The sequence below is a fragment of the Burkholderia cepacia GG4 genome (genome assembly GCF_000292915.1).
GTDB lineage: Bacteria > Pseudomonadota > Gammaproteobacteria > Burkholderiales > Burkholderiaceae > Burkholderia > Burkholderia cepacia_D.
The window spans coordinates 1,534,252-1,552,251 of record NC_018514.1; the positions used below are offsets into that span (position 1 = coordinate 1,534,252).

Below are 18,000 nucleotides of genomic sequence, written 5' to 3' on the forward strand. Positions count from 1 at the left end.
GACGATGAAGCACACTACGTCGCTCAGATCACCTTGCCGGGATTGAGCAGCCCGAGCGGATCGAACGCGTGCTTCAGGCGGCGCATAGCAGCAATCTCGGCGTCGCTGCGCGAGCAGCCGAGCCAGTCGCGCTTGTAGCGGCCGATCCCGTGCTCGGCCGACACCGAGCCGCCCGCGTCGCGCACGAGCGGATACAGCACCGCGTCGACGTCGTGCGCGCTCTCGCCCGCCGCGTACGGTGCCGACACGCACACGTGCAGGTTGCTGTCGCCGAGGTGGCCGAAGAAGAACACGTGCGCACCGGGCCAGCGGGCCTTCAGCGCGCGATCGCACGCGTCGATGAAGGCCGCCGTCTCGCGCGGCGGAATCCCGACGTCGAAATTGACGAGGCCAGGCAGATTGTCGATCGCAAGCCCTTCTCGCACCGTCCAGAATGCCTGTGCGTCGGCCGCGGTCTGCGCGAGCGCAGCATCGTCGATCAATTCGCGCTCGAGCCAGTCGGCCAGCACGGCTTCGAACCGTTCGGCCGTCGGTGCGGCCTCGCCGCTCGCGCATTCGATCAGCACCTTGACGCCGTCGTCCGCCGGCAGCGGCGCGCGCATGCCGGGCGTGTGCTCGCACACGTAGCCGTAGAACGCCGGCCACATCGCCTCGAAGCTCAGCAAGTCCGCACACGCGGCGCGCGCCTCGCGCAGCAGCGTGAGCGCTGCGGCCGTATCGCGCACCGCGCACAGCGCGGTCGACGGTGCGGCGAGCCGAGGATGCAGCCGCAGCACGACCCGCGTGACGACGCCGAGCGTTCCTTCGCTGCCGACGAAGATCTGCCGCAGGTCGTAGCCCGCGTTGTTCTTCAGCATCTTGTTCAGCGAACTCAGCACGGTGCCGTCGGCCAGCACGACCTCGAGGCCCAGCACCTGCTCGCGCGTCGTGCCGTAGCGGATCACACGATTGCCGCCCGCATTGGTCGCGACGTTGCCGCCGATCTGGCACGACCCGCGCGCACCGAGATCGATGCCGAGCGCGAAGCCCGCTTCGTCTACCGCTTCCTGAAGGTCCTGCAGGGTGGTGCCGGCCCACGCGGTGACGGTGGCCGCATCCGCGTCGATCTCGGCGACACCCTTCATGCGTTCGAGCGACAGCACGACGTCCTGCGCACCGGGCTCGGCGCCGGCCGCGAGCCCGGTCATCCCGCCCTGCGGCACGACGGTCTGCCGGTACGCGCAGCAGATCGCGAGCGCGCGGCTCACGTCGTCGACGCTGCGTGGGCGCAGCAGCGCGCGCGGCCGCACGCCGGCTGCTTCGCCGTAGTTGGTGAAATGGCGCGCGCCGATCGCGTCGCCGGTGCTCACGCAATCGGCGCCGAGCGCGTCGCGCAGCGCGGCGACGACGTCGCCGTTCGAGGATGGATCGGACATGATCGACGGGGCCGGCCGTATCCGGCCCGGGAACGAGAAAGGATCAGAAATTATGCCGCATGCCGATGCGCGCGGCGGCCTGGGTGCGGCTCGTCGACGGCGCGAAGCTGTAGCCAATCACCGCGTCGACGCCGTTCGACGCGCGCATCCAGTCGACCGCCGCATACACGTCGGTGCGCTTCGACAGCGCGTAATGCGCGCCGAGCGCGACTTCGTGCCAGTGATGGCCTTCGAACGTCGTGTACTGGTAGCCCGCGACGAGCGACAGCGGCACGGTCGCCTGGTACACGCCGCCCGCCTCGTACACGCGCATCGTCGACGATTGCCCGTAACCCTTGAACGTCGTGTTGCTGAAGTCCGCGTTGAGCGTCAGCTTGCCGAGCGTGTACGAGGCGCCGATCCCGAAGATCGATTGCGAGTCGATCGCGAACGGCGTCGAGTCGTGCAGGTCAGTGACGGCGCCCGTCGCCGGATCGACCGTCGCGACCGTCTGCCCGAGCATCGTCCTCACGCCCATCTGCGCATACGGATCGAGCGCCGCGAGCCCGCGCGGTGCATTGAGCCGCGTGTAGTTGCCGCCCGCCGAGAAATCGCCGTGCGTATAGCTTGCGCCCACGCTCCATGCGCTGCCGTCGTGGAAGCTGCCCGCGTCGTTGCTGAACGAATACATGCCGCCGACCACGAGCCCGTGGAAGCTGTTGCTGACGAATTTCACCGCGTTCTGCAGCCGGTCGCCGCTCTGGCGGTCGAAATCGCCGAGGTGCACGCCGTAGCCGCTGCCGAACGCGCTGACGTTGTACGCGGCCGTGAAGTCGAACGCGAAGTCGTACTGGTTGCCGAACGTCAGCGTGCCCCAGTCGTTGCCGAGCCCGACGTAGGCCTGCCGCCCGAACATCGCGCCGCCCTGGTTCAGCCGACCGGTGCCGAGCCGGAAACCGCTCTCGAGCTTGAACACCGCCTTGTTGCCGCCGCCGAGATCCTCGGTGCCCATCAGGCCGACGCGGTTGCCGTACGACACGCCGTCGTCGAACAGGTACGCATGTGCACCGCCCGTGTTGTTCACGTAGGTGATGCCGCCGTCGATGATCCCGTACAGCGTGACGCTGCTCTGGGCATGGGCGTAGCCGTGGACCATCACCGACATCATGCCGGCCAGCAGGAAGCGCTTCTTCATTTGCGGTGTCTCCGGTTGCCGCGCGCGGCGGCTCGATTTTTCGTTGTGCGTGAACGCCGCCCGCCTGCTTCGCTTCGGCACCGCGGCGCTGGCGAGTATAGGTTCAGTTGAATGAATGTTCAATTGACGGAGAGGTCGATCCGTACCGGTGTTTACACCCATCGGCGATTTCATTATTGAAAAAACGTTCAACCCGTCATAACATCGACCGGCAGCCCCCGCGGACGACGTGCGGGCCCGTTCCGAACCCCGGAGTGCACTGGATGACGACCCATCTCAGCCCCGCCGCCGAGCCGCGCCTGCGCTCGGCCTACGAAGGACAGAAGTCGCGCCCGTACGATCCCGGCGCGCCGATCGCGACGCCGCTCGCACTGCATCGCTGCACCGTGCAGCCCGAGTGGGTCGACTACAACGGCCACATGAGCGAATCGTGCTACCTGCTCGTGTTCGGCGACAGCAGCGACGCGTTCTTCCGCTACTTCGGCATCGACGACGGCTATCGCGAAGCCGGCTGCTCGATCTATTCCGCGGAAACGCACATCCGCCACCTGCGCGAAGCGATGCTCGGCGAGCCGCTGCGGCTCACGGTCAGGCTGCTCGACGTGGACGACCGCAGGTTGCACGTATTCCATTCGATGCATCACGCGACGACCGGCGCGCAGCTCGCGACCGGCGAACAGCTGCTGACCCACGTGGACATGCGCGCGAAGCGCTCGACGCCGTTCCCCGATGCAATCCGCCGGCATCTGGACGCGATTCACGCCGAACATGCGCGCGCGCCACGCGAGCCACACGCGGGCCGCGCGATCGCGATCCGCCGCGCTGCCCCTGCTTCTTCCGCTTCTTCCGCTTCTTCCGCTTCCCGCTGACCACGCCGAACCACGACGGAGCCTTCCCATGCAGACGCACGACGACTGGCGCAGCCGCGCCGGCCAGCTCGACATCGATTCCCGCGCATTCGTCGACGGCGCGTTCCGCGACGCGCACGACGGTGCCACCTTCACATGCACGAGCCCGATCGACGGCCGCGTGCTCGCGCAGGTCGCACATTGCCGTCAGGCCGACGCCGACCTCGCGGTCGCGGCCGCGCGGCGCGCTTTCGAACGCGGCACGTGGCGCGACGCGTCGCCGCGCGAACGCAAGCGCGTGCTGCTGCGCTGGGCCGCGCTGATCCGCGAACACGCGGACGATCTCGCGCTGCTCGAAACGCTCGACACCGGCAAGCCGATCGGCGATACGACCACGATCGACATTCCGTCCACCGCGTACTGCGCCGAGTGGTTCGCCGAGGCGATCGACAAGACCGGTGGCGAAGTCGCGCCAGCGGACGCGCATCTCGTCGGGCTCGTCACACGCGAGCCGATCGGCGTGGTCGCGGCGGTCGTTCCGTGGAATTTCCCCGCGATGATCGCGATGTGGAAATGCGCGCCCGCGCTCGCGGCCGGCAACAGCGTCGTACTGAAGCCGTCCGAGAAATCGCCGCTCAGTGCATTGCGGCTCGCGGCGCTGGCCGCGCAGGCCGGGCTGCCGGCCGGCGTGCTGAACGTGCTGCCGGGCTTCGGCGACGCGGGCGAAGCACTCGCGCGGCATCCGGACGTCGACTGCATCGCGTTTACCGGCTCGACCGCGGTCGGCCACCAGGTCGCGCGCTGCGCGGCCGATTCGAACCTGAAGCGCGTGTGGCTCGAGCTCGGCGGCAAGTCGCCGCAGATCGTGCTGCCCGACTGCCCCGATCTCGAACGCGCGGCGCGCACCGTCGCGCATGCGGTGTTCTACAACACCGGGCAGATGTGCACGGCCGGCTCGCGGCTGCTCGTCCATCGCGCGATTCGTGACGCACTCGTCGCGCGCGTGCTCGCGATCGCGCCCGAGTACGCACCCAGCGATCCGCTGTCGCCCGACACCCGGATGGGCAGCCTGATCGATGCCGCGCAGGTCGAGCGCGTGCTCGGCTACGTCGACGCCGGCCGCGACGAAGCGACGCTGATCACGGGCGGCAAGCGCGCGCGCACTGCCAGCGGCGGCCAGTACGTCGAGCCGACCGTGTTCGACTGTCCGCGTGCCGATGCGCGGATCGTGCGCGAGGAGATTTTCGGGCCCGTGCTCGCGGTCACGGCATTCGACGATCTGGATACGGCCGTCGCGCTCGCGAACGACACGCGCTACGGGCTCGCGGCCTCGGTGTGGACGGCAAACCTGACGACCGCGCATGAAACCGCGCGCCGGCTGCGGGCCGGTACGGTGTGGGTGAACGGTTACGAGGAAACCGACGACATGAACTTCCCGTTCGGCGGCTTCAAGGAGTCGGGCAACGGGCGCGACAACTCGCTGCATGCGCTGGAGAAATACACGGAGTTGAAGTCGACGGTGATTCGGTTGCGGTGATGTCCGTGCTCCGGGAGCACCAATGCATCCGTATCCTGACGTCTCGTTGCTGCAAGGTCAGATGCATCCGCTCCCGTCTGAATTAACGGGCCGCATGGTGAGTACGTGTTCAAAGTCCGGATCTACCGGTCCGATCAAAGGCAACAACCACGCCCGACTCTCCGGAACCGGCTTGTTCGTGCTCACTGCGCTCCGCCCGGATTCACGGGAATTGCCGGCCTGGAACCCGGTATCGTCGGGAAGCCGTGCCGCTTTGGCTTGGTTGGCTTCGAACTGTTTCGTCGAAGCCATCAGATCCGCTACCGTCTCCGAAGCCGCACCCGATCCTGACGAACATCGTTCAATCCAGTCGATTCATTCCAGACAGGAAATAATCAATCGCCATCCGGCGATTCACCTCCCCGTCCGTGCGCTCTAGACTGTCGGTTCATTCCCCTACCGGACCCTAGCAATGACCGACGTCCTGCCGCTGACCACCGACTCCGAATCCGGCCTTCAGTACCGGCTGCGCCCGGCCGCCGGCCGCCCCGCGGGCCGCCTGTTGTTGCTGCACGGCGTCGGCGGCAACGAAACCAACCTGCTGAACCTGGCCGGCACGATCGATCCCCGCATCGAAATCGCATTCGTGCGCGGCCCGCTGACGTTCGGCCCGAACCAGCACGCGTGGTTTCCGGTGCGCTTCGGCCCGAACGGCCCGGAAATCGATGCGGCCCGCGCGGATGCGAGCCGCGTGCAGCTGATCGCGCTGCTGCGTGCGTTGAGCGCCCGCGACGCGTCGAGCGAAAACCCCGCATTGCCGGCCGTGATCGCCGGCTTCAGCCAGGGCGGCATCATGAGCGCGAGTGTCGCGCTCACGGCACCGGCTGACGTCGCCGCGTTCGCGGTGCTGTGCGGGCGCATCCTGCCCGAGATCGATCCGCTGATCGCGCCGCGGGATGCATTGAGCCCGCTGCACGGGCTGGTGATGCACGGCCGCTTCGACGACAAGCTGCCGGTCGCGTGGGCCACCACGGCCGACGCGAAGCTGACGGCGCTCGGCGTCACGCACGATACGCGGCTCTACGACGCCGGCCACGGGCTCACGGCCGAGATGGCCGGCGACTTCAGCCGCTGGGTCGGCGCACGCGCCGGGTTGAACTGAGCGCACCGGGCGGTCGCCCCGCCCGTGCGGATCGTCGGTATCGTCAGACGTTGCTCGCCGGATCGGCGCCGATCGGCGCGGCGGCGGCGGCCGCTTCACGCGCGGCGCCGCGCTTCGCCAGCTTCCAGCCGACCACCAGCGCGAGCACGACCACCGGAATCATCCCGACGGTCCACGTGCCGCCCGGGTAGTCGAACGCCATCAGCACCAGCACGGTGACGAGAAACCCGAGCGTGAGCCACGACGTGAACGGCGCGCCCGGCATCCGGAACGACACCGGGCTCAGCTCGCCGCGATTGACCGCGCGGCGGAACAGGATCTGGCACATCACGATGAAGCCCCAGGTCGTGATGATCCCGAGCGACGCCATGTTCAGCACGATCTCGAACGCCTGCGCCGGCACGATGTAGTTCAACGGCACGCCGATCGCATTGACCGCGACCGTGACCAGGATCCCGCCGTACGGCACGCCGCGCGCGTTCATCCGCGACACGAAGCGCGGCGCCGAGCCGCCCATCGCGAGCGAACGCAGCACGCGCCCGGTCGAATAGAGGCCGGAGTTCAGGCTCGACAGCGCGGCGGTCAGCACCACGACGTTCATCACCGTGCCGACGTACGGCACGCCGAGCTTGCCGAAGAACGTGACGAACGGGCTTTCGTGCGCACTGTAGGCGGTCCACGGCAGCAGCATCGTCAGCAGCACGACCGAGCCCACGTAGAACAGCGCGATACGCCACATCACGCTGTTGATCGCCTTCGGCAGCACCTTGCGCGCATCGGCGGTCTCGCCCGCCGCGACGCCGACGAGCTCGATGCTCGCGTACGCGAACACGACGCCCTGCACGATCAGCACCGCCGGCAGGATGCCGTGCGGAAAGATCCCGCCATGATCCGCGACCAGGTGCAGCCCCGGCAGCTGGCCGGCGACCGGATGACCGCTCGCGAGAAACACCGCGCCGACCGCGAGGAACAACGCGAGCGTCCCCACCTTGACGATCGAGAACCAGAACTCCATCTCGCCGAACACCTTCACGCCGATCATGTTCATCACCGACACGATCCCCAGCGCGCCGAGCGCGAACACCCACTGCGGCACGTCCGAGAACACGGCCCAGTACTTCATGTAGATCGCGACCGCGGTGATGTCGACGATGCCGGTGGTCGCCCAGTTCAGGTAGTACATCCAGCCCGCGACGAACGACGCGCGCTCGCCCATGAACTCCCGCGCGTACGACACGAACGCGCCGCTGGTCGGCCGGTGCATCACGAGCTCGCCGAGCGCGCGCATGATCAGGAACGCGAACACGCCGCACACGAGATATACGACGGCCAGCGCAGGCCCCGCGCTCTGCAGGCGGCCGCCCGCGCCGAGAAAAAGACCGGTGCCGATCGCACCGCCCATCGCGATCATCTGCACGTGGCGGGGTTTCAGATGCTTCGCATAGCCGGCTTCGTGCGACGCGAACATCGCATCGCGGTCGGCATGACGGGAATCCGCGCCGCCGGCCGTATCGGCCGGGCGCTCGCTGGCGTGCTTCATGGTGTGTCTCCGTTTCTTGATGTGTCGCGCCCGTCGACGGGCGCCGCGGGAACGGCTGCGCGCGAGCCGCCGGCGACTCGCGCCGGCGCCGCGCGGCCGGAATCAGTACGCGCGCGGGCGGATCAGCGCTTCGGGCTGCAGCGCCTCGTCCAGTTGCGCGTCGGTCATCAACTGGTGAGCCAGCACGACCTCGCGGATCGACTTGCCGCTCTCGTGCGCCTCGGCGGCCACCGCGGTCGCGCGCTTGTAACCGATGTACGGGTTCAGCGCAGTGGCGAGCGCGACCGAACGCTCCATCGTGTCGCGCAGCCGCTCGGGGTTCGCGGTGATGCCGCTCACGCAGCGGCCCGCGAGCGTCGTGCACGCGGCCGTCAGGTGGCTGAAGCTGCGGAACAGCGCGCTCGCGATCACCGGCTCGAACGCGTTGAGCTGCAGCTGCCCGGCCTCGGCGGCGAAGGTCACCGTCAGGTCGTTGCCGAACACCTCGAACGCGACCTGGTTCACGACTTCCGGAATCACCGGGTTCACCTTGCCCGGCATGATCGACGAGCCGGCCTGCACCGGCGGCAGGTTGATCTCGCCGAAGCCCGCGCGCGGGCCGCTCGACAGCAGCCGCAGGTCGTTGCAGATCTTCGACAGCTTGACCGCGATCCGCTTCAGCACGCCCGAGATCTGCACGAACGCGCCGCAATCCTGCGTCGCTTCGATCAGGTTCGGCGCGGTGCTCAGGTCGAGCCCGGTGATGCGGCGCAGTGCGGCCAGCGCCTGCTCCGCGTACTGCGGATGCGCAGTGATGCCGGTGCCGATCGCGGTCGCGCCGAGATTGATCTCGCGCATCAGCAAGCCGGCTTCCTGCAGGCGCGCGATGTCCTCCGTCACCATCACCGCGTAGGTCGAGAACTCCTGGCCGAGCGTCATCGGCACAGCGTCCTGCAACTGCGTGCGGCCGAGCTTCAGGAAGCCCGCGAACGCGTCGGCCTTCTCCGCGAACGCATCGCGCAGGCGCGCCATCGCCTCGAGCAGGTGTTCGACCGCGAAGCAGGTCGCGATCCGGATCGCGGTCGGATAGACGTCGTTCGTGCTCTGCGCGAGATTCACGTGCTCGTTGGGATGCAGGTATTCGTACTGCCCGCGGGCATGCCCCATGAGTTCGAGCGCGCGGTTGCAGATCACCTCGTTCGCGTTCATGTTGGTCGACGTGCCGGCCCCGCCCTGGATGATGTCCACCACGAACTGGTCGTGCAGCCGGCCTTCGCGGATCTCGACACACGCGGCGGCGATCGCGTCGCGATACGCGCGCGGCAGCAGCCCGAGCTCGCAGTTCGCATCGGCCGCGGCTTCCTTCACGGCCGCGAGCGCCATGACCAGGTACGGCAGCGACGCGATCGTGCGCCCCGAAATGTCGAAGTTCTCCTTCGCGCGCAGCGTATGGACGCCGTAGTACGCCGAATCCGGAATGCTTCGTTTCCCTAAAAGATCTGCTTCGACGCGGAAGCCGTTTTCCGTCATGGTGCCCCTCCTGAAATGTCCCGTGCCGCCGCGGGAAACCGGCTGCGTTCGCCGCTTCCCGGTACGACGGGATCGCATTCTATGCCTTTGCATAAAGAAGCTCGCCTCTGTATTATCGAAAGCGGTTTTGCGTGGGACGCAACAGCGAGAAACGAATGAAAACAGCAGCGAGAGACACCGGCATCGATCACCTCGGTGCGATGCGCGCGTTCGTGCGAGTCGTCGACATGGGGAGTTTTTCCGCGGTCGCGAAGGAGATGCACGTATCGACGTCGACCGTCGCGCGCAAGATCACGGCGATCGAGGAGGCGCTGGGCGTGGCGTTGCTGCATCGCTCGACGCACAGCGTGACGCTGACCGAGGCCGGCCACATCTACCTGGAGCGCGCGGTCACGCTGATCGCCGATCTCGACGACACGCTGCGCGTCGTCGCCGAGCTCAATGCGCGGCCGAGCGGGCCGCTCAAGCTCACCGCGCCGGTCGCGTTCGGTCGCCGCCATCTCGCGCCGCTGATCGCGCCGTTTCTCGCGCGCTACCCGACGATCCAGCTCGACGTGCGGCTCACCGACAACCACAACGATCTCGTCGCCGGCGGGTTCGACCTCGACATTCACGAGGGCGAGAACTATCTGGACAACCTCGTCGTCCACCGGCTATCGCGCAACGACAGCATCCTGTGCGCGACGCCCGGCTATCTCGATCGTTGCGGGCGCCCCGCGACGCCTGATGACCTGCAGCGGCACAACTGCCTGCGCTACGTGCATCCGGAAGGCGATCCGCGCTGGGAACTCGTGGCCGGCGACGCACGGCATAGCGTGCTGCCGGCCGGCAACCTCGTCACCGATCACTCGGAGCTGCTGCTCGAGGCGACCTGCGCGGGGCTCGGCATCGCCGAGTTCGAGATCTGGCTGGTGCGCGACCTGCTCGCGAGCGGCCGGCTCGAGGCCGTGCTGCCGCGCTACCGGTTGCAGAACAAGCTGACCGGCGAGTTCATCTATATCGCGTATCTGGCGAACCGGCGCAGTTCGGCGAAGCTGCGCGTGCTGAAAGACTTTCTCGCGGAGCATCTCGCGGACATCGGCGAGTTGTCGGAAGCAGAGCTGACGAAGATTCGCAGCGCGGGCGCATAGCGCCTGCGATCGTTGCCGCGCCGGTCAGCCCGCAAGCGCCGATGTGCGCCGCACGCATGGCGCGCGGGCGACATCGGCGCGATCGCGCCGTTCAGGCCGGCTGCAATTCGAACGGGAACGTCGCGCGGCCGATCTCGACACCCTGCGTGTTCAGCATCCGCGGCCGATGGAACGCGGCCAGCCGCGCGCGCTGCGCGGCGGTGCCGATCTGCAGCCGCTCGAGCAGTTCGCTGACCACCATGTACAGCACGTCGATGTTGCCGTCCCCGATCTTCACCGAGATGCCGAGCGCACCGTCGGCGCCGAGTTGCCGCGTGCGCGCCGATGCGCGCACGCCGATCCCGTAGCACGCATCCGCGCCGAGCTTGCCGACGACCTGCCCTTCGAATGCGTTCATCAACTCCGTGCAGTAGCGCCCTTCCCCGGCCACCAGCTCCGGATGGGCCGTCATCGCATGGTGGATGCGCGCCAGCGCACGCACGCGGTCGCTGACCGCTGCACCGCTGGCTTCCACCGTATCCGCGCCGTCAGCCAGCGACGCATAAAGACGCGCGAGGCGATCGAGCGAGAACGCCGGCGTCGGCAGGTTGCAGCCGTCGATCGCCCAGTCGACCTCGTCGTCGCGCAGGCCGCACGCATCCGCGACCACCTGCTTCACGCGCACCTGCATCGGATGGTCCGGCAGATGGTAGTCGGCGATCGCGGCGCCGATCGCCCGCGCGCCGGCCAGCATCCCGACATGCTTGCCCGAACAGTTGCTGCAGACGCCGGTCGGCGTGTAGTCGCGCTTGATCCAGGACCGGTACACCGCGTCGGACAACGGCGCATGGCCGCCGCACCGCAAATCCGACTCCTGCGCGTCGACCTTGGACAGCATCGCCCGCGTGCGCGCGATGTGCCGCTCCTCGCTGCTGTGCGACGCGCACATCAGCGCGATGTCCGCGTCGTCGAAGCCGAACCGCTCGGGCGCGCCGGTCTCGATCACGGACAGCGCCTGGGCCGGCTTCGCCGCCGAGCGCGCGAGCGTCATCCGGAACGGATCGCCGAACCGGAACAACAGCCTGCCGCCGGCATCCACCACCGCCACATCGGCGCCGTGCGTGTTCTCGATCGCATTGCCGCGGTACGTCACGACCGCTGCGCGTTGGGTGTCCATCTGTGCTGTCTCCTTCATCGGGGCCTGGTCGCCGGGGCCCCTGCAACCGGTACGGCAGTGTATCGACTCGCCGGTGCGCCGGGCCGATCGGTCGATGAAAAGCGGTGTTGCACCGGATGCAAAGCCACCGCGCGGATCACGAGAACCTGACCGATTCAGTACAGAAGCCATTCGATCGTTTACAGATTCCGTAATAATTCGTAGAATTGCGATCGCTAACGCGAATCATACGCATTTACATTGACGTCTTTCGATGTCACGGGCCTGCCCCCGGCATCGCGACGACGCGTCCGATCACCGATATTTCCGCTGCCTCTCGATATGCCCGCCCAGTTCAAGACGAGGCCCCGTGCCCTCGTATCGGCGCTGACCTGCTCCGTTTTCCTGACGCCGCTGCTCGCTTCCGCCGAAACCGCTCCTGCTTCCGCCCCCGCTGCCGGCCAGCCGGCTGCCGCCGCCGATACGCCGGCGACGCTGCCGACGATCGCGGTCCAGTCGACCGCGCTGTCGGACCTGCAGGTGAAGCGCTCGCCGTCGTACAAGTTCACTGCGCCGTTGCTCGACACGCCGCGCTCGGTCACGGTGATCCCCGAGCAACTGATGAAGGAGAAGAACGTCACGTCGTTCGCGGATGCGCTGCGCTCGGTGCCGGGCATCACGTTCCTCGGCGGCGACGCGGCCGCGAACCCGTCGGCCGACCGTCCGGTGATCCGCGGCTTCGAATCGCGCAACTCGATCTTCGTCGACGGGATGCGCGACTCGGGGGTGCAGAACCGCGAGACGTTCGCCGTCGAGCAGATCAGCGTGATCAAGGGCCCCGATTCCGTGTACGCGGGCCGCGGCTCGGTGGGCGGCAGCATCGACATCGTCACGAAGACGCCGCAGAACGACAACTTCATCAACAGCAGCATCGGCTTCGGCACCGAAGGCTACAAGCGCGCGACGGTCGACGCGAACCACAAGATCAACGACACGACGGCCGTGCGGCTGAACGTGATGGGCCACGACGCGAACCAGGCCGGCCGCAACGACGTGTACAACAAGCGCTGGGGCGTCGCGCCGTCGATCGTGTTCGGGCTGAATACGCCGACCACGGTCACGGTCAGCTACTACCACATGAACTCGTACGACATGCCGGACTTCAGCGTGCCGTTCCGCGCATCGGGCGGCACGCCGGTGCCGACCGATCGCGGGCAGTTCTTCGGGCTGAACACGCGCGACTATCGCTACGGACAGACCGACACCGGCGAAGTACGCGTCGAGCACAAGCTCAACGACGACTGGAAGCTGAAGAACACCACGATGTTCGGGCGCTCGACGCTCGACTACGTGGCGACGAATCCGCAGATCCTCGCGTCGAACCCGAACCTGCTCGGCTTGCAGGCGAAGAGCGGCAAGTACGCGCTCAACAGCTTCTCGAACCAGACCGAAGTGACCGGCAGCGCGAGCCTGTTCGGGATGAAGCACACGATGACGGCCGGCGTCGAGTTCAGCCATGAGCAATCTCGCTACGAGGGCTACCTCGTGTCGGATTCGGCCGGCAACAACATCCGCACGGGCGGCCCGTGCTCAGTGGCCGGCAACTGCACGCCGCTCGCCGGCGGCTGGAACCCGAACATGCCGTGGACCGGCAACATCGTGCTGAACGGCGACAAGAGCTTCCCCGGGCCGACGACGAACACACGCACCGATACCGTGTCCGCGTACATCTTCGACACGGTCAAGCTGTCCGAGCACTGGCAGTTCAACACGGGGCTGCGCTTCGACCGCTACGACACGACCGGCAAGCAGGCCGGCGTGGCCGACCTGTCGAACACGTCGAACCTGTTCAGCTACCAGTTCGGCCTCGTGTTCAAGCCGGTGACCAACGTGAGCCTGTACGCGTCGTACGGCACGTCGTCGAACCCGCCGGGCTCGAACGCGGGCCTGGGCGGCGGCACCGACCAGATCACCGCGACGAACCAGGACCTCGCGCCCGAGCGCTCGCGCAACATCGAGGTCGGCGCGAAATGGGACGTGCTGCAGGATCAGCTGTCGCTGACGTCGGCGCTGTTCCAGACCGAAAAGACCAATGCGCGCGTCAGCGATGGGCTCGGCCACACCGTCAACGCAGGCAAGCAGCGCGTGCGCGGCTTCGAATTCGGCTTCGCGGGCAACCTGACGCGGAAGTGGCACGTGTTCGGCGGCTACTCGTACCTGAACGCGATCACGACCGACGCGGGCCCCGGCAGCCCCGGCGCGTCGGGCCTGCCGATGGTGATGGTGCCGAAGCACAACTTCACGCTGTGGACGAGCTACGACGTGATGCCGAAGCTGACGCTCGGCGCGGGCGCGACGGTGATGAGCCAGACCTATGCGTCGGTGTCGGCGACGACGAAGAAATGGACGCCTGGCTATGCGCGCTTCGACGCAGCCGCGACCTGGCGCGTGAACAAGACGATGGACGTTCAGCTGAACGTGCAGAACCTGTTCGACAAGAAGTATTACGCGAGCGCGTATCCGATCTACGCGACGTGGGCGCCGGGCCGTTCGGCGATGGTCACGCTCAACTTCTATCAGTGACGCGGTGGTCGGCGGCGTTGCCGCCGACGCAGCCCCGGGCACCCACGCCCGGGTTCACGCCAGGTGGTAACGCAGCCAGAAAGTCTCCCGGCACGCGTTGTCGAACGTCAGCCGCGACGGGCTGATCGGCTGCGCATCGGGATGGCGGACCACGTCGTAGTCGATCCAGCATTCGGCGCACAGCAGGTCCGACGGTGCGCGGTCCTGCTCGACCGAGCGGCGCACGATCGCACCGTTGTCGAAGCGGTATTCGGTTTCGTCGCGCGTGACCTCGACATCATCGTCGGTCCAGCGGTCGTGCGACGTGGCGTGCGACACGATCGAAACCGGGCCGGCGAGCCCGTGGATCGCGGCGACGTAGGCAATCAGCTTGTCCATGACGAGGCGGTGAACTGGCGGATGGCCGCTGCACGCAACCCATGCGGCGCGCAGCGACCCGAGCGGCGAGTATAGCCGCGCTCGCATGACCTTGCCGCCGGCGCGGGTTTTGCGCGTTACGCGTCGAGCGCCAGCAGCGCGAACGTCGCGAGCCAGTGCTCGCCCATGTAGTCGCCGGCCACGTGCGCGAGCGCGCTCGCGAGATGCCGGTCGGCCGCATCGATCAGCTTCGCGCGCCGCGCGTCGCCGTCCGGCAGCGCGCCGGCGAGCGAGCGCTGGCACCACGCGCGGCTCAGGTTCAACCCGTCCAGGTGCGCGATCTTGCCATCGCTGCGGTCGCTGACCGTCGCCGGCACGAACAGCGTCGCCGGCTCGCCGCGCGCGAGATCCGGCAGGAAACGCGCGAACCAGCCGTCGAATTCGGCGGCCGGCAGCACGCGCCGCATCAGCTCCGCCTCCATCAGCGCGGGCGACAGGAACTCGTCGCCCGACGGCTCCCACGCCTGACACGCGACATCGTCCAGGTGCCAGCGTGTCGCGGTATCGACGATCAGCGCCGCGAGCCCGTCGCGCTGCGTCGCGCGCGCGAAGTCGAGCGCAAGCGCCAGCGCGAACGCGGTGTTGAAGTGCGTGCCGACCCGCAGCGGATAGGTCGCCTTCGGCAGGAAGGTCTCGAAACGCGCCACGAACAGGTCGGTGAGCGGCACCATCGTCTTCGTCCAGCGCGCGGCCTGCGGCACCACACCCTTCAGCGCGAGCCGCTCCAGTTGCGCCGACAGCGCCAGCAGCCAGGCCCATCCGTAAGGCCGCTCGAAGCCGCTGTTGTGCGGCAGCGCGAGATACGCGCGTTCGCCGGCGACGTTCGCGTCGGTGAAATGTGCATCGACGACCGCGATGATCCGCTCGGCCTCCGGCAGCGCCGGGTAGCGTTCGAGCAGGCGCAGCACGAGCCAGTAGCCGTGCACGCACGAATGCCAGTCGTAGCTGCCGTAGAAGATCGGGTGCAGCGCGCGCGGCCCCTGCACGTCGTGCGGGCCTTCGAGCGAATGCGTGAGCTTGTTCGGATATTCGCGGGTCAGGTGCGCGAGCGCGAGCGACGCGAATTTCGAGGCGAGTTCGGGGGTCAATCGGTCGGTCATGGGCATCTCATCTCGTCAGAAGCGGAATACGAACGCGTACATCAGCAGCGTGTTCACGGCCAGCAGCAGCACGGCGGTCGGCCACTGCGCCTTGATCACGCCGTTCTTGTCCTTCAGTTCGAGCAGCGCCGCCGGCACGATGTTGAAATTCGCGGCCATCGGCGTCATCAGCGTACCGCAGAAGCCGCTCAGCATCCCGATCGCGCCGAGGATCGCCGGGTTGCCGTGGAACTGGTGGACGATGAGCGGCAGGCCGATGCCGGCCGTCATCACCGGGAACGCCGCGAACCCGTTGCCCATGATCATCGTGAACAGCGCCATGCCGACCGTATAGGCAGCGACGACCGCGAACGGCGAGTCGATCGGCACCCAGTCCTTCACGAGCCCCGACACCACGCCACCGACGCCCGCGACCGCGAACAGCGCGCCGAGCGCCGCGAGCATCTGCGGCAGGATCGCGGCCCAGCCGACCGCGTCCATCGTGTGACGCGCCTCCTTCAGCGCATGAACCGGCGAATCGCGCAGCATCACGAGCGCGACGGCGAACGCGACGAGCGTGCCGAGCACGAGCGAGATCAGCGTCACGCTCTTCGGATCGACGAACGGCACCCGCTTCAGCGCGAACGTGCCGATCAGCGTGACGACGGGAATCAGCAGCGCCGGCAGGAACAGGCGGTTGCCGAAGCGCAGCGCCTTCGCGTCGCGCCGCGCGGCCGCCGCGTGGCCGGCTTCGTCCGACTTGCCGCGTCCGAGCTTGCCCGAGCCCGCGATCAGCGCGAGCGCGATCGCGAGGCAGCCCGTCACGAAGTGCGGCAGCAGCGCGCCGAACAGGAACGTGAGCGCGTAGATCGCCCAGAACGCGAAATTGAAAACGCGGCGCGGGTTCGTGCGATCCGTCAGGTTGAAGCACGCGAACGCGGCGAACATCAGGCCGGCGAGCGTATACAGCGGTTCGAGACCGATCATCGCGCGCCCTCCTGCCCCAACAGCCCGAAGCCGCGCGACAGTCGCCGGTCGAGCAGCGCGAGCCGCGCGCAGTGGATCAGCAGCGCGGCGACCGCGGTCGGGATCGCCCAGACCGACAGGTGCAGCGGCTCGATCGCGATCCCGTTCTGCTCGAGAAAGCCCTTGATCAGCAGGATCGACTGGATCGCGATGAAGATGTCCTCGCCGAAGAACACGGCGACGTTGTCGGCGGCCGACGCGTGCGCGCGGATCTGCTGGCGTACCGCTTCGGGCAGGTCGCCGTGCCGGCTGACGGCGGCGGCCTCGGCCATCGGCGCGATCAGCGGCCGCACCATCTGCGCGTGGCCGCCGAGCGACGTGAGCCCGAGCGCGGCAGTCACCTGGCGCAGCACGAAGTACAGCATCAGCACGCGGCCCGTGGTCGCCGCCTGCACCCGCGAGATCATCCGCTTCGCCTGCTCCTTGAGCCCGTTGCGCTCGAGCAACGCAATCACCGGCAGCGTGAGCCAGATCAGCCCCATGTAGCGGTTGTCGGTGAACGCCTTGCCGAACGCGCTGACGATGTCGACGAGATTCATGCCGCCTGCCAGCCCCGTCGCGAGCCCCGCGATCGTGACCACCAGCAGCGCGTTGAAGCGCAGCGCGAAGCCGATCACGACGATCGGCACCCCAATCAGCACCAGCATTGCCCCTCCTTGTGTTGGATGCGCGGCGCCGCGAACAGGCGCCGCCCGCCCGGTTTCGACCGGGTTCAGGCCGCAAAATCTAACACGAGACTTTATCGATAAAAAGTCGACAATTTGATGCATCGGGTAAACGTTGAAGCTTGCCGCGACCTTGCACCGGCCGCATGTCGACGGCGTTTCGTCCGAACATTCGGCGGCGCGCGGTCGACGCACGGCGGCCCGCCGTTTCCGGGTCGTGCGCACCGCCGCGCGTGGCGGAGCGCCGGTGCGCCGACTAAACTGGAAGGCATCGAACCGTACGGGAGAGCCGCCATGATTGACGTATTCCAGACCATCGGCAGCCGCGCGTTCTCCGCTCATCTGGCGAAGGACGGGATGGTGACGCTGATGGAACAGCGCCATGAGGTCGACCGCGTGACGCTCGCCACCGCCTACGCCGCGCTCGTCGAGGAATCCGAGCAGGAAACCGACCTGCTCGACGCGACGGTCGAAGGGATGATGCGCGCGCTGATCCAGGGGTACGCGCGCAGCCATTGAACGACGCATTGGGCGCCGGGCTCGATGTGCCGGCCGTTGCGCGGCCGGCTCGTCGACGCTTGCGCGCGTGCGCGGCCCGCGCCGGCGGCCCGGTTCCGGACCGCCGCATGGCATCCCGTGCGGCTGCCCGACCGGCCGAAAACCCCGCACCCATAGAAGAAACGGTCGGAATCGACGCAATGCGCAATTTTTTCGATTGCCGCCGCTCGCGCCGCATGACAGCATTCGGGCGTGCCCAACCGAACCAAGAATTCCGTGCTGTCCGCCCGCCGATGCCGTTCG

15 protein-coding genes are annotated in these 18,000 nt (G+C 67.7%); 6 read left to right on the plus strand and 9 right to left on the minus strand.

What is annotated here, in order from left to right:
- Positions 1 to 23 precede the first annotated feature (23 nt).
- Both GEM_RS22595 and GEM_RS22600 read right to left on the minus strand, forming a co-directional pair.
- Positions 24 to 1,415: an FAD-binding oxidoreductase gene (locus GEM_RS22595; RefSeq protein ID WP_014899721.1), complete on the minus strand. Its 1,392-nt coding sequence runs from the start codon at positions 1,413 to 1,415 to the stop codon at positions 24 to 26.
- A 43-nt stretch (positions 1,416 to 1,458) separates the two neighbouring features.
- Entirely contained in the window at positions 1,459 to 2,589 is a 1,131-nt protein-coding gene (locus GEM_RS22600) for a porin (protein WP_014899722.1), read from the minus strand.
- Positions 2,590 to 2,852: 263 nt separating this feature from the next.
- Here GEM_RS22600 and GEM_RS22605 point away from each other — a divergent pair, with 263 nt between their 5' ends.
- The 3 genes from GEM_RS22605 to GEM_RS22615 all read left to right on the plus strand — a co-directional run bounded on the left by GEM_RS22605 (position 2,853) and on the right by GEM_RS22615 (position 6,115).
- Complete coding sequence (locus tag GEM_RS22605; RefSeq protein WP_014899723.1) at positions 2,853 to 3,458, plus strand: thioesterase family protein; 606 nt, start codon at positions 2,853 to 2,855, stop codon at positions 3,456 to 3,458.
- A gap of 28 nt (positions 3,459 to 3,486) precedes the next feature.
- A complete protein-coding gene (locus tag GEM_RS22610) occupies positions 3,487 to 4,974 on the plus strand; it encodes an aldehyde dehydrogenase (protein WP_014899724.1) in 1,488 nt (495 codons plus the stop codon).
- Between the two features lie 451 nt (positions 4,975 to 5,425).
- On the plus strand, positions 5,426 to 6,115 hold the full coding sequence (locus tag GEM_RS22615; protein ID WP_014899725.1) for an alpha/beta hydrolase: 690 nt from the start codon (positions 5,426 to 5,428) through the stop codon (positions 6,113 to 6,115).
- A 43-nt stretch (positions 6,116 to 6,158) separates the two neighbouring features.
- Here the strand turns inward: GEM_RS22615 and GEM_RS22620 are convergent, their stop codons facing one another.
- Both GEM_RS22620 and aspA read right to left on the minus strand, forming a co-directional pair.
- Entirely contained in the window at positions 6,159 to 7,655 is a 1,497-nt protein-coding gene (locus GEM_RS22620; RefSeq protein WP_014899726.1) for an amino acid permease, read from the minus strand.
- 102 nt (positions 7,656 to 7,757) lie between these two features.
- On the minus strand, positions 7,758 to 9,164 hold the full coding sequence (aspA, locus tag GEM_RS22625) for an aspartate ammonia-lyase (RefSeq protein WP_014899727.1): 1,407 nt from the start codon (positions 9,162 to 9,164) through the stop codon (positions 7,758 to 7,760).
- 155 nt (positions 9,165 to 9,319) lie between these two features.
- Here aspA and GEM_RS22630 point away from each other — a divergent pair, with 155 nt between their 5' ends.
- The gene (locus tag GEM_RS22630) at positions 9,320 to 10,294 is read left to right on the plus strand and encodes a LysR family transcriptional regulator (protein ID WP_014899728.1); all 975 of its coding nucleotides are present in this window, start codon (positions 9,320 to 9,322) and stop codon (positions 10,292 to 10,294) included.
- Between the two features lie 91 nt (positions 10,295 to 10,385).
- Here the strand turns inward: GEM_RS22630 and GEM_RS22635 are convergent, their stop codons facing one another.
- A complete protein-coding gene (locus tag GEM_RS22635) occupies positions 10,386 to 11,450 on the minus strand; it encodes an asparaginase (protein ID WP_014899729.1) in 1,065 nt (354 codons plus the stop codon).
- A gap of 321 nt (positions 11,451 to 11,771) precedes the next feature.
- On the opposite strand from GEM_RS22635, the gene GEM_RS22640 reads away from it, so the two are divergent.
- A complete protein-coding gene (locus GEM_RS22640) occupies positions 11,772 to 14,012 on the plus strand; it encodes a TonB-dependent receptor (RefSeq protein WP_014899730.1) in 2,241 nt (746 codons plus the stop codon).
- 54 nt (positions 14,013 to 14,066) lie between these two features.
- Here the strand turns inward: GEM_RS22640 and GEM_RS22645 are convergent, their stop codons facing one another.
- The 4 genes from GEM_RS22645 to GEM_RS22660 all read right to left on the minus strand — a co-directional run bounded on the left by GEM_RS22645 (position 14,067) and on the right by GEM_RS22660 (position 17,181).
- Positions 14,067 to 14,390: a hypothetical protein gene (locus GEM_RS22645; RefSeq protein ID WP_014899731.1), complete on the minus strand. Its 324-nt coding sequence runs from the start codon at positions 14,388 to 14,390 to the stop codon at positions 14,067 to 14,069.
- Positions 14,391 to 14,506: 116 nt separating this feature from the next.
- Positions 14,507 to 15,529, minus strand: a complete 1,023-nt coding sequence (locus GEM_RS22650) for a DUF2891 domain-containing protein (RefSeq protein ID WP_014899732.1) — start codon at positions 15,527 to 15,529, stop codon at positions 14,507 to 14,509.
- A gap of 15 nt (positions 15,530 to 15,544) precedes the next feature.
- Positions 15,545 to 16,495 carry a DUF979 domain-containing protein gene (locus tag GEM_RS22655; protein ID WP_014899733.1) on the minus strand — a complete coding sequence of 317 codons (951 nt, stop codon included), beginning with the start codon at positions 16,493 to 16,495 and terminating at the stop codon, positions 15,545 to 15,547.
- A complete protein-coding gene (locus tag GEM_RS22660; RefSeq protein ID WP_014899734.1) occupies positions 16,492 to 17,181 on the minus strand; it encodes a DUF969 domain-containing protein in 690 nt (229 codons plus the stop codon). Before GEM_RS22660 ends, GEM_RS22655 begins: the two co-directional genes overlap by 4 nt.
- A gap of 312 nt (positions 17,182 to 17,493) precedes the next feature.
- On the opposite strand from GEM_RS22660, the gene GEM_RS22665 reads away from it, so the two are divergent.
- Entirely contained in the window at positions 17,494 to 17,718 is a 225-nt protein-coding gene (locus tag GEM_RS22665) for a hypothetical protein (RefSeq protein ID WP_011355611.1), read from the plus strand.
- Positions 17,719 to 18,000: the final 282 nt, after the last annotated feature.